This is a genomic window from Mycobacterium sp. E740 (assembly GCF_001672895.1).
Taxonomy (GTDB): domain Bacteria; phylum Actinomycetota; class Actinomycetes; order Mycobacteriales; family Mycobacteriaceae; genus Mycobacterium.
Genome location: NZ_LZKP01000042.1, coordinates 25,056 through 37,903, shown reverse-complemented (window position 1 = coordinate 37,903; position 12,848 = coordinate 25,056). Strand labels below are relative to the sequence as shown.

Here is a 12,848-nt window from a genome sequence, read left to right as displayed (position 1 = left end):
TTCGTCCTGCCGCGCGTAACGAGCATCTTTACTCGTAATGCAATTTCGCCGAGTCTATGGTTGAGACAGCTGAGAAGTCGTTACGCCATTCGTGCAGGTCGGAACTTACCCGACAAGGAATTTCGCTACCTTAGGATGGTTATAGTTACCACCGCCGTTTACTGGGGCTTAAATTCTCCGCTTCACCCCTCGAGAGGGGTTGACGGGTCCTCTTAACCTTCCAGCACCGGGCAGGCGTCAGTCCGTATACCTCGTCTTGCGACTTCGCACGGACCTGTGTTTTTAGTAAACAGTCGCTTCTCACTGGTTTGTGCCACCCCCCACCGCTGCCGGCCGCAAAGAGCCTTGACAGTAGGGGGTCCCCCTTCTCCCGAAGTTACGGGGGCATTTTGCCGAGTTCCTTAACCATAGTTCACTCGTACGCCTCGGTATTCTCTACCTGACCACCTGTGTTGGTTTGGGGTACGGGCCGTGTATGCGCTCGCTAGAGGCTTTTCTCGACAGCATAGGATCACCGAATTCGCCTCACTCGGCTATGCATCACCTCTCAGACATGTGAGATACGGATTTGCCTATATCTCGTCCTACGGGCTTGCCCCAGTATTACCACTGACTGGTACGGCTGCCTTCCTGCGTCACCCCATCGCTTGACTACTACCCACACGGGTCCCACGCAGCAGAAACACCCCGCACCCCGAAGGGATTGGTGGCATCTCGTTTGGGTGGTTAGCAGTATGGATTCGTCAGGGACGCTCATACACGGGTACGGGAATATCAACCCGTTGTCCATCGACTACGCCTGTCGGCCTCGCCTTAGGTCCCGACTCACCCTGGGCGGACTGGCCTGGCCCAGGAACCCTTGGTCTTCCGGCGGGCAAGGTTCTCACTTGCCTTATCGCTACTCATGCCTGCATTCTCACTCCCACACCCTCCACCACTGAATCACTTCGCGGCTTCACCGGATGCAGGACGCTCCCCTACCCAGCCAACAACGTTGGCTGCCGCGGCTTCGGCGGTGTGCTTGAGCCCCGCTACATTATCGGCGCACAATCACTTGACCAGTGAGCTATTACGCACTCTTTCAAGGGTGGCTGCTTCTAAGCCAACCTCCTGGTTGTCTTCGCGACTGCACATCCTTTTCCACTTAGCACACGCTTAGGGGCCTTAGCCGGCGATCTGGGCTGTTTCCCTCTCGACGCACGGAGCTTATCCCCCGCCGTCTCACTGCCACACTCTTGGACTTGTCGGCATTCGGAGTTTGGCTGACGTCAGTAACCTAGTAGGGCCCATCGGCCATCCAGTAGCTCTACCTCCAACAAGAAACATGTGACGCTGCACCTAAATGCATTTCGGGGAGAACCAGCTATCACGGAGTTTGATTGGCCTTTCACCCCTACCCACAGCTCATCCCCTCAGTCTTCAACCTAAGTGGGTTCGGGCCTCCACGCGGTCTTACCCGCGCTTCACCCTGGCCATGGGTAGATCACTCCGCTTCGGGTCCAGAACACACCACTACACACGCCACTACTGACGTGATACGCCCTATTCAGACTCGCTTTCGCTGCGGCTACCCCACACGGGTTAACCTCGCGACATGTCCCTGACTCGCAGGCTCATTCTTCAAAAGGCACGCCATCACCCCACACAAAAGCGAGGGCTTTGACGGATTGTAGGCACACGGTTTCAGGTACTCTTTCACTCCCCTCCCGGGGTACTTTTCACCATTCCCTCACGGTACTGATCCGCTATCGGTCACTGAGAAGTATTCAGGCTTACCGGGTGGTCCCGGCAGATTCACAGCAGATTCCACGGGCCCGCTGCTACTCGGGGAAAACATTTCACGAAAGCCGCACAAGTTTTCGGTTACGGGACTCTCACCCACTACGGCAGACCATCCCAGGCCACTTCACCTAACCCCACGGTTTATCACTTTCGCTCCCATCGGCGGATGAGAGAAGAAACGCCCCACAACACCGCACACACAACCCCCGCCGGGTATCACATGCACACGGTTTAGCCATCCTCCGCGTTCGCTCGCCACTACTAACGGAATCACTATTGTTTTCTCTTCCTACGGGTACTGAGATGTTTCACTTCCCCGCGTTCCCCCCCGACACCTATACATTCAGTGCCGGGTGACACGACATCACTCGTGCCGGGTTTCCCCATTCGGACATCCTCGGATCCACGCTCGGTTGACAACTCCCCGAGGCATATCGCAGCCTCCCACGTCCTTCATCGGCTCCCAGTGCCAAGGCATCCACCATGCGCCCTTAAACACTTACACACAAAACAGATCAAAAAATATTCTCGGAAGAATAAAAATTGCATTATCAAGACAACACAAAAAGACACCAACCCCCACAAAAAGAGAGTCAGCGCCCCTGCGTCATCTAGATGCTCGCAACCACTATCCACAAATCAAACACCACACCCCACCACCAAAGACGGGGCAACAACAAGAACCCCCACCCCCCACAACAACCCCGGGGGACGAAGGCCGGCCACCAACCTGCAACCAGGCAGCGCCGCGGGCTTGTTGTCTCAAAGCCCAATAGTGTGTCCGATGATTCTTTCGGGCGACTCAATTCCCGTGAGCCGCCACATGTTTGTTGTGCACCCAACCCGGCGCCACTACAGCGCGGCGGGTTCCTCACGGCTCACACCCCCACAGCGGGGATGTCTCTCGTGGTGCTCCTTAGAAAGGAGGTGATCCAGCCGCACCTTCCGGTACGGCTACCTTGTTACGACTTCGTCCCAATCGCCGATCCCACCTTCGACCGCTCCCTCCCACAAGGGGTTAGGCCACGGGCTTCGGGTGTTACCGACTTTCATGACGTGACGGGCGGTGTGTACAAGGCCCGGGAACGTATTCACCGCAGCGTTGCTGATCTGCGATTACTAGCGACTCCGACTTCACGGGGTCGAGTTGCAGACCCCGATCCGAACTGAGACCGGCTTTGAAAGGATTCGCTCCACCTCACGGCATCGCAGCCCTTTGTACCGGCCATTGTAGCATGTGTGAAGCCCTGGACATAAGGGGCATGATGACTTGACGTCATCCCCACCTTCCTCCGAGTTGACCCCGGCAGTCTCTCACGAGTCCCCGCCATAACGCGCTGGCAACATGAGACAAGGGTTGCGCTCGTTGCGGGACTTAACCCAACATCTCACGACACGAGCTGACGACAGCCATGCACCACCTGCACACAGGCCACAAGGGAACCGACATCTCTGCCGACGTCCTGTGCATGTCAAACCCAGGTAAGGTTCTTCGCGTTGCATCGAATTAATCCACATGCTCCGCCGCTTGTGCGGGCCCCCGTCAATTCCTTTGAGTTTTAGCCTTGCGGCCGTACTCCCCAGGCGGGGTACTTAATGCGTTAGCTACGGCACGGATCCCAAGGAAGGAAACCCACACCTAGTACCCACCGTTTACGGCGTGGACTACCAGGGTATCTAATCCTGTTCGCTCCCCACGCTTTCGCTCCTCAGCGTCAGTTACTGCCCAGAGACCCGCCTTCGCCACCGGTGTTCCTCCTGATATCTGCGCATTCCACCGCTACACCAGGAATTCCAGTCTCCCCTGCAGTACTCCAGTCTGCCCGTATCGCCCGCACGCCCACAATTGAGTTGTGAGTTTTCACGGACAACGCGACAAACCACCTACGAGCTCTTTACGCCCAGTAATTCCGGACAACGCTCGCACCCTACGTATTACCGCGGCTGCTGGCACGTAGTTGGCCGGTGCTTCTTCTGCTACTACCGTCACTTACGCTTCGTCGTAGCTGAAAGAGGTTTACAACCCGAAGGCCGTCATCCCCCACGCGGCGTCGCTGCATCAGGCTTGCGCCCATTGTGCAATATTCCCCACTGCTGCCTCCCGTAGGAGTCTGGGCCGTATCTCAGTCCCAGTGTGGCCGGACACCCTCTCAGGCCGGCTACCCGTCGTCGCCTTGGTAGGCCATCACCCCACCAACAAGCTGATAGGCCGCGGGCCCATCCCACACCGCAAAAGCTTTCCCCCACAAACCATGCAGCCCATGAGGTGTATTCGGTATTAGACCCAGTTTCCCAGGCTTATCCCAAAGTGCAGGGCAGATCACCCACGTGTTACTCACCCGTTCGCCACTCGAGCACCCCGAAGGGCCTTTCCGTTCGACTTGCATGTGTTAAGCACGCCGCCAGCGTTCGTCCTGAGCCAGGATCAAACTCTCCAAACAAAAACCACTTCGAAAAATTCGACCAAAGCAAGACACCGAAAACCGGCATCAAAAACACCACACCCACAAACGGGAAAACAGGGCATGGCAAAAAACAACAACAAACAAAAACCACCAAACACACTATTGAGTTCTCAAACAACACACCCGCTTTTGGGGCAACCCTGCCAGTCTATACCGATCTGGACAGAGACGTCAAACCCCGTCCTCCAGTCCTATTGGCCTGGGGCCGTGGGCTTCTCACAGAAGGATACGCCACTCCCAGACCGTCGCCAACCGGGGTCCTCCCATAACCGATGGTGCTGCTGATCGCTTCGAATCTCCGGTCAGGGCACTCGTTCGATCTCGGCGCCAAGGCTCTTGAGGTTCTCGACGAACAGTGGATAGCCGCGGTCGATGTGGAAGACGTCGTGGACCTCGGTGTCACCGTCGGCGACCAGGCCGGCCAACACAAGTCCCGCCCCGGCGCGGATGTCCGACGACCAGACCGGCGCACTGGACAACTGCGGGATGCCGCGGATCACCGCGTGGTGACCGTCCGTCCTGGCGTCGGCTCCGAGCCGCACCATCTCTTCGACGAACCGGAACCTGGCTTCGAACACGTTCTCGGTGATCATCGACGTGCCGTCGGCTATCGACGCCAACGCGATCGCCATCGGCTGCAGGTCTGTGGGAAAACCCGGAAACGGCAGGGTGGCGACGTTCACCGCTTTGGGCCGTTCGTACTGGGCGATGCGGAAGCCGTCGTCGGACTGGGTCACGGTGGCCCCGGCGTCGTGCAGCTTGTGCAGTACCAGTTGCAAGTGCTGGGGGTCGACGCCGGTGACCGAGATGTCGCCGTGCGTCATCGCCGCGGCGATGCCCCACGTCGCGGCCACGATGCGGTCGCCGATGACCCGGTGCTCGGTGGGATACAGCCGATCGACGCCGGTGATCGTCATCGTCGAGGTTCCAGCCCCGGAGATCCGGGCGCCCATTTGATTGAGCATCGCGCACAAGTCGACGACGTCGGGCTCACGCGCGGCGTTGTGGATGGTGGTGACGCCCACGGCGACGACCGCTGCCATCAAGATGTTCTCGGTGGCGCCCACGGACGGGAACTCCAGCTGGATCTCGGCGCCTCGTAGGTGGTCCGCCTCGGCGACCACGCAGCCGTGCTCGATGTTGCAGCGCGCCCCCAGCTGGCGCAGACCGGCCTGGTGCATGTCCAGCGGTCGTGACCCGATCGCGTCACCGCCCGGCAAGGCGACCTTGGCTCGCTTGCAGCGGCCGACGAGCGGACCCAGCACGCACACTGAAGCGCGGAACTGGCGAACGGCGGCAAAGTCGGCGTCGTACTTGGGTTCGTCGGGCGAGGTGATCCGCACGGTGTCGCCGTCGAGTTCGACGGTGGCCCCCAAGCCACGGAGTACCTCGGCCATCAGCGGCACGTCCAGGATGTCGGGGCAATTGGTGATCGTGCTGGTGCCTTCGGCCAGCAAAGCGGCGGCCATCAACTTCAGAACGCTGTTCTTGGCCCCCCCGACGGCTACTTCGCCCGATAACCGGTTTCCGCCGGTCACCACGAATCGCTCGCTCACGCGGGTTAGTTTAAACAGCGCTTCGGGCCATGTCAGTTTCCTTGACCATCGTGGGGACATCATGCGCGGAGCAGTCCGGTACGGTTTGACCATGGCAGTTCATCTGACCCGGATATATACGCGCACGGGCGATGACGGCACCACGGGGTTGAGCGATTTCAGCAGGGTGTCGAAGAACGACGCACGCCTCGTCGCTTACGCCGACTGTGACGAGGCCAACGCCGCCATCGGCGTCGCGATCGCCTCGGGAAACCCGGCGCAGCAAATCTCGGCGGTTCTCAAGCAGATTCAGAACGACCTCTTCGATGCGGGTGCGGACCTGTCGACACCGGTAGTGGACGACCCCGAGTATCCGCCGCTGCGGATCACCCAGGCCTACATCGACAGGCTGGAAGGCTGGTGCGACCAGTTCAACGAAGCCCTTCCGGCGCTGAATTCTTTTGTACTGCCTGGCGGTACGCCGTTGTCAGCCCTGTTGCACGTCGCGCGCACGGTTGCTCGTCGCGCCGAAAGGTCGGCCTGGGCGGCGGTGGAGTCACACGGCGACGCAATCAGCGTATTGCCCGCGAAGTACCTCAACAGGCTGTCGGATCTGCTGTTCATCCTGTCGCGGGTCGCCAATCCCGGCGGCGACGTGCTCTGGCAACCAGGCGGCCCGGCAACGGATTAGACGCTACGGCGCCGTGCGCGTGGCGATGGCCTGGACTCCACCCAGGACAGAAAGGCGGTGAGCGCGCCACGATCCAGCGCGACCTCGTAGCCGCGCCGGCGCTCGGGGCTGGTGTCACGTAGTTCCAACACCACGATCTCCTCGGACATGATGTCGAACTCGTCGCCCCGGGGTCCTCGTCGCGAGACGATCTCCAGGCCGCGCCGGCTCAACCGCCGATCCGGCCACCAACGCAGACTGGACAACCGGTAAAAACCGGCTTCGCCTCCGCGATAACGCATTACACCGTGACGCCAGCCGTGGCCGCCGACAGCCGGGACGTCCCGCAGGATCGCCGCGGTACCGCCCACCTGCCGCAACTTCCACAGTCGGTAGCACAACGCGACGACGACCAGCAACAGCACGCAGATCAGCGCGACCATGATGAACATGAGCGCGCTCACCGGCGGCGCTAGTCGATCTGGCCCAGGGCGCGAAGCCTGGCTCGACCCCTGGCAGCCGTTGCGGGGTCGTCGGATTCGGAGTCCCGACGCGCCGCGTCGGCATTGATCTCCGACTCGAGTTCGGCTGACTCCGCCAGGATGATCACGCCTTCATCGGTGACGGACATGAATCCGCCGTCGACCGCGACGCGCAGATCATCCTCCCCCTCACGTTCGACGCGCACCATGGCGTCGTCGACCAGCTGGGCGACCAACGGGATGTGGCGAGGCAGGATGCCGATCTCTCCTGCGGTGGTGCGGGTGAAGACGAAGGTCGCCTTGCCCGACCAGATTTCTCGCTCGACGGCGACGATGTCGACGTCCAGTTCTGCCATCGCTATTCGCCCTTGTCGGCGTCGTTGCCCTTGTCGGCGTCCTGCTTGTCGCCGTTCTTGCCGTTCTTGCCGTTCTTGTTCTCGCCGTCCGCATCATCCTGCGCCGGGGCGCCGTCGCCGCCGCCGTCTTCCATCTTTGCGCCGAGGCTCTCGGCCTTCTTCTGGAGATCTTCCAGACCGCCGATGAGGAAGAACGCCTGCTCCGGCAGGTGGTCGAAATCGCCCTTGGTCAGCTTGTCGAAGGCCTCGATGGTCTCCTTCAGCGGAACGGTCGAACCCGGCTGACCGGTGAACTGCTCGGCCGCCATCATGTTCTGCGACAGGAAGCGCTCGATGCGGCGGGCGCGTTGCACCAGCTGCTTGTCTTCCTCTGCGAGCTCGTCGATACCCAGAATGGCGATGATGTCCTGAAGGTCCTTGTAGCGCTGCAGGATTCGGATGACTTCCTGGGCCACTCGGTAGTGCTCGTCACCGACGACGCTGGGATCGAGGATCGTCGAGCTGGATGCGAGCGGGTCCACCGCCGGGAAGATGCCCTTGGAGAACACCGACCGGCTCAGCTCGGTGGTGGCATCGAGGTGAGCGAAGGTCGTCGCCGGCGCCGGGTCGGTGTAGTCGTCGGCGGGCACGTAGACGGCCTGCATCGAGGTGATCGAGTGCCCGCGCGTCGACGTGATGCGCTCCTGCAGCTCACCCATTTCGTCAGCCAACGTCGGCTGGTAACCCACCGCGGAAGGCATGCGGCCGAGCAGCGTCGAAACCTCGGAACCGGCCTGGGTGAACCGGAAGATGTTGTCGATGAACAACAACACGTCCTGGCCCTGCTCGTCGCGGAAGAACTCGGCCATGGTCAGCGCCGACAGCGCCACCCGCATACGCGTGCCGGGCGGCTCGTCCATCTGACCGAACACCAACGCGGTGTCCTTGAGCACGTCCGCGTCCGCGAGCTCGACCCACAGGTCGTTGCCCTCGCGCGTGCGCTCCCCCACGCCGGCGAACACCGAAGTGCCACCGAAGTTCCGGGCGATGCGGTTGATCATCTCCTGGATCAACACGGTCTTGCCGACGCCCGCGCCACCGAACAGCGCGATCTTGCCGCCGCGCACGTACGGGGTGAGCAGGTCGACGACCTTCAGACCCGTCTCCAGCATTTCGGTCTTCGGCTCGAGGTGGTCGAACGCCGGCGGCTTGCGGTGAATCGACCAGCGCTCGAAGTCCTTGCCGTAACCCGGCTCGTCGAGGCAGTCACCCAGCGCGTTGAACACGTGCCCCTTGACGCCGTCGCCGACGGGAACCGAGATCGAGCTGCCGGTGTCGGTGACCTCGACCCCACGCACGAGTCCGTCGGTGGGTTGCATCGAGATGCAGCGCACCAGGTTGTCGCCGAGGTGTTGAGCGACCTCGAGTGTCAGCGTCTTCGCGAGGTCTTTGTAGTCGATCTCGGCGTGCAGCGCGTTGAACAGTTCCGGCACGGAACCACGCGGGAACTCGACGTCGACGACCGGTCCGGTGACCCGTACGACGCGACCCGCGGTTTCGGTCTTCGTTTCTTTCTCAGCAGTAGCAGTCATCTGTCTCTTCTTCGCTTTCTGGGGCTACTTCTTGGCGGCGTCCGCAAGCGCGTTCGCGCCACCGACGATTTCGCTGATTTCCTGGGTGATCTGAGATTGCCGTTCGCGGTTGGCCATCAGGGTCAGATCCTTGATGAGGTCGTCGGCGTTGTCGGTCGCCGACTTCATGGCGCGCCGGCGGGAAGCCGACTCCGAGGCCGCCGCCTCGAGCAGCGCGGCGAAGATGCGAGTGGAGACATACCGCGGCAGCAGTGCGCCGAAAAGAGTTTCGGCGTCAGGCTCGAACGAGAACAGCGTATGAGGGCCGGTGTCCTCGTCGCTGTACTCCACCACCATCGGGGCGATCCGACGGGCGATCGCGGTCTGCGACATCATCGACTTGAACTCGTTGAACACGATGTGCAGTTCGTCTACGCCGAGGACATTGTCCGCTCCCGGATTGTCACCTTCGTCATCGAGGCCCGCAGTGAAGGCGTCGACCAGTGTCGACGCGATCTCCTGCGCGTTCTCGTAGTCGGGCCGCTCGGAGAAGCCGGTCCACGAATCCTGGATGTCCCAGTTGCGGAAGCTGTAGTACCCCAGCGCCTTTCGGCCCACGACGTAAAGAACCGGCTCCTTGCCCTCCGAACGGAGAAGCGAGAACAACTCCTCAGACCGCCGAAAAACATTGGCGTTGTACGCACCACACAGACCGCGGTCCGACGACACGACCAGCACACCGGCCCGTCGCGGGTTCTCGTGTTCGACCAACAGTGGGTGGTCCAGTGCGCTCGCGCTCGCGAGATTGGTGAGCATACTGGTGATCTCGCGGTCGTAGGGCCGAGCCGCCTCGACTCGGGCCTGCGCCTTGGCGATCCGCGACGTCGCGATCAGCTCCTGGGCTTTGGTGATCTTCTTGATCGAGCCCGCGGAGCGGATGCGGCCGCGCAATTCGCGCAGTGTGGCAGCCATCTGTTTTCAGGCCTTACTTCTTCTTCGGTGCGGGCTTGCGGACCTTCACCGATTCCTTTTCGACGTCTTCCTCATCCATGGCGTCGACATGCTCGTCAGGCACGACCGAGCTGCCGTCGGTGGTGTCGAAGCCCTTCTTGAAGTCGTTCACGACCTTCTCGAGCTTCTCTTCGAGCTCCTCGGACAGCTTCTTGCTCTCCCGGATCTCGTTGAGGATTCCCTCCTGTGAGCCCTTCACGTGCTCGATGAACTCGCGCTCGAACTTCTGAACGTCCTCGACCGGAACGGAATCCAGGTGGCCCCTGGTGCCGAGGAAGATCGCCACGACCTGTTCCTCGACGGGCATGGGGCTGTTCTGCGGTTGCTTGAGCAGCTCGACGAGCCGGGCACCGCGGTCCAGCTGCGCCTTCGACGTCTCGTCGAGATCCGAGGCGAAGGCCGCGAACGACTCGAGCTCGCGGTACTGCGACAGGTCCAGGCGCAGTGAACCGGCCACCTCTTTCATCGCCTTGATCTGCGCGGCGCCACCGACACGCGACACCGAGACGCCGACGTTGATCGCCGGGCGCACGCCCTGGTTGAACAGGTCGGTCTCCAGGAAGCACTGACCGTCGGTGATCGAGATGACGTTGGTCGGGATGTAGGCCGAGATGTCGTTGGCCTTGGTCTCGATGATCGGCAGGCCAGTCAGCGAACCGCCGCCAAGCTCGTCGGACAGCTTCGCGCAGCGCTCCAGCAGACGCGAGTGGAGGTAGAACACGTCACCGGGGTATGCCTCGCGGCCCGGCGGACGGCGCAGGAGCAGCGAGATCGCGCGGTAGGCCTCGGCCTGCTTGGTCAGGTCGTCGAAGACGATCAGCACGTGCTTGCCGTCGTACATCCAGTGCTGGGCGATCGACGAACCGGTATAGGGCGCAAGCCATTTGAAGCCGGCGGAGTCCGAAGCCGGCGCTGCGACGATCGTGGTGTACTCCATCGCGCCGCCGTCTTCGAGGGTCTGGCGCACACTGGCGATCGTGGTGCCCTTCTGCCCGATCGCCACGTACACACAGCGGACCTGCTGGTCGGGGTCGCCGGTCTCCCAGTTCTGCCGCTGGTTGAGGATCGTGTCCACGCACACCGCGGTCTTACCGGTCTTGCGGTCACCGATGATCAGCTGTCGCTGACCGCGGCCGATCGGGGTCTGCGAGTCGATTGCCTTGATGCCGGTCTGCAGCGGCTCACTGACGCCTTGGCGCTGCACCACGGACGGCGCCTGCAGCTCGAGCGCGCGGCGTTGGGTGGTCTCGACCTCGCCGCGGCCGTCGATCGGCTGGCCCAGCGGATTGACGACGCGTCCGAGGAAGCCGTCGCCCACGGGCACCGAGAGCACCTCGCCGGTGCGCTTGACCTGCTGGCCCTCCTCGATCTTCTCGAAGTCGCCGAGGATGACCGCGCCCACGCTGTGCTCGTCGAGGTTCAGCGCGACGCCGAGCACACCACCGGGGAACTCCAGCAGTTCCTGCGTCATGACCGACGGAAGGCCCTCGACGTGGGCGATGCCGTCGCCCGCGTCGATGACGGTGCCGATCTCTTCCCGCTCGGTGTCCGCCTCGAAGCCGGCGACATACTCCTCGATCGCGCCCTGGATCTCATCCGCGGAGATCGTCAACTCTGCCATGGCTTTTCGTCTTCCTACTTCTCGTTCGGTCTTGGTGTTGTCGGTCAGTCGGGTAGGTGGGTCTCGGCCGCGGCCAGCTTCGACGACAGCGAGCCGTCGATCACTTCGTCGCCCACGGCGATGATCAAGCCGCCGAGCAGGCTCGGATCGACGTGTAGCTGAATCGACACCGGGTGGCCGTAGATACGGGTGAGCAGTTCGGTGAGCCGGTCCCGTTGGGCAGCACTGAGGTCAGCGGCCGCCCGGACCTGCGCGACGATCTCGCCGCGCCGGGAAACGGCCAGGTTCGCCAGTTCGCGGACCGCCTCGTCGGCCCGCTCGCCGTGCAGCAGGTCGAGAGTCTGGCGCAGCAGGTCCGCGGTGTTCTTGCTCGCCCGACGTCCGAGCACATTGTTCAATAGGCTGATGCGCCCGTCGAGCGGCGCGGTGTACTCGCCGAGCAGCGAGATCAACCGCGGCTCGGCATCGAGGATGCGACTGAACCTGAACAGCTGATCTTCCACATCCTCGATCTGGCCATCGGCCTCGGCGCGCACCAGCAGTGACAGCCTCGCGATGTGCGAGACGCCGTCGATCAGGTCCGAGGTGGTGGACCAGCGCTGCGAGACAGCGGTTTTGAGGATCTCCAGCGCGGAGTCCGAAACCTTGCCCGAAAGCAGACGATCGACGACCTGGACTTTGGGTTCGGCGTTGCTCGACGGGTCGGCCAAGTGCCTGGCGAGCACAGCCTCACGGCGAAGCAGTTTCGCCGAGGAGGCCAGATCGTTAGCCAACCGGGTCAGGGCGTCTGCGTCGAGACCGGAGACGACCTCATCGAACCGCTCGACCACCTGCGACCGGGATTCCCGGCTGGCGGCACGCATCTTCGCGGTCGCGGCGTCGGCGATGGCGGTCTTGGACGGGGCCATCTCGTCGAGCTCGGCGAGGAAGCGGTCAACGGTCGCCGACTGCTCGGAGCTGTCGGAGACGAAGTCACGCACGAGGTCACCGGCGCGCTGCACGGACTCGGCGCCGAGGCTCTGCCGAAGTTCACGGACGAGCTGCTGACGCAGGAGCTGGACCTGTTGAGCGCCTTGCGTTTTGATCCGTTCCAACTCCACGTCGGCCTGAACCCGCAGCTGCTCGGCGATCCTTTCGGCGTCCTGCCGAGCCTCTTCGATCACCTCGGCGGCCTCGGCTTTGGCGACTTCCAGCGCCTTCGCATGCTCCTTGTCGGCGTCGGCCAAGACCTTCCCGGCCTCAGCGTGCTCCTCGAGTTGCCTGCGGACGAGTTCCCTCTGGTTGTTCATCATCCGCCGCACCAGCGGTACGACGTATCGCACGATCAGGAACGCGATCAGCGCGAAACCGATGAGCTGTCCGATGAATGTCGACAT

General features: G+C 62.2%; 8 protein-coding genes and 2 rRNA genes. 1 reads left to right on the top strand and 9 read right to left on the bottom strand.

Translation table 11 applies throughout. The annotated features are described in order from the left end of the window. From A5663_RS04320 to murA, 3 genes are all read right to left on the bottom strand, one after another. Positions 1-2,287, bottom strand: a 23S ribosomal RNA gene (locus tag A5663_RS04320); the annotation flags it as partial. A gap of 415 nt (positions 2,288-2,702) precedes the next feature. Further along, positions 2,703-4,223 (bottom strand): 16S ribosomal RNA (locus A5663_RS04315). A gap of 326 nt (positions 4,224-4,549) precedes the next feature. Then, entirely contained in the window at positions 4,550-5,803 is a 1,254-nt protein-coding gene (murA, locus tag A5663_RS04310; RefSeq protein ID WP_068144301.1) for a UDP-N-acetylglucosamine 1-carboxyvinyltransferase, read from the bottom strand. Positions 5,804-5,894: 91 nt separating this feature from the next. On the opposite strand from murA, the gene A5663_RS04305 reads away from it, so the two are divergent. Next, on the top strand, positions 5,895-6,473 hold the full coding sequence (locus A5663_RS04305) for a cob(I)yrinic acid a,c-diamide adenosyltransferase (protein WP_068144299.1): 579 nt from the start codon (positions 5,895-5,897) through the stop codon (positions 6,471-6,473). Here the strand turns inward: A5663_RS04305 and A5663_RS04300 are convergent. The 6 genes from A5663_RS04300 to A5663_RS04275 are packed head-to-tail and all read right to left on the bottom strand — an operon-like array spanning position 6,470 to position 12,848. Then, positions 6,470-6,916: a DUF2550 domain-containing protein gene (locus A5663_RS04300; protein ID WP_082973918.1), complete on the bottom strand. Its 447-nt coding sequence runs from the start codon at positions 6,914-6,916 to the stop codon at positions 6,470-6,472. The genes A5663_RS04305 and A5663_RS04300 overlap by 4 nt on opposite strands. An 8-nt stretch (positions 6,917-6,924) precedes the next feature. After that, entirely contained in the window at positions 6,925-7,290 is a 366-nt protein-coding gene (locus A5663_RS04295; RefSeq protein ID WP_068144295.1) for a F0F1 ATP synthase subunit epsilon, read from the bottom strand. A 2-nt stretch (positions 7,291-7,292) separates the two neighbouring features. Next, the gene (atpD, locus tag A5663_RS04290) at positions 7,293-8,861 is read right to left on the bottom strand and encodes a F0F1 ATP synthase subunit beta (protein ID WP_068144292.1); all 1,569 of its coding nucleotides are present in this window, start codon (positions 8,859-8,861) and stop codon (positions 7,293-7,295) included. A 24-nt stretch (positions 8,862-8,885) separates the two neighbouring features. Next, positions 8,886-9,812 (bottom strand): F0F1 ATP synthase subunit gamma, encoded by a 927-nt coding sequence (locus tag A5663_RS04285; protein ID WP_068144289.1) that lies wholly within the window; start codon positions 9,810-9,812, stop codon positions 8,886-8,888. A gap of 13 nt (positions 9,813-9,825) precedes the next feature. Beyond that, on the bottom strand, positions 9,826-11,472 hold the full coding sequence (atpA, locus tag A5663_RS04280; RefSeq protein WP_068144287.1) for a F0F1 ATP synthase subunit alpha: 1,647 nt from the start codon (positions 11,470-11,472) through the stop codon (positions 9,826-9,828). Positions 11,473-11,516: 44 nt separating this feature from the next. After that, a complete protein-coding gene (locus tag A5663_RS04275) occupies positions 11,517-12,848 on the bottom strand; it encodes a F0F1 ATP synthase subunit B/delta (protein ID WP_068144284.1) in 1,332 nt (443 codons plus the stop codon).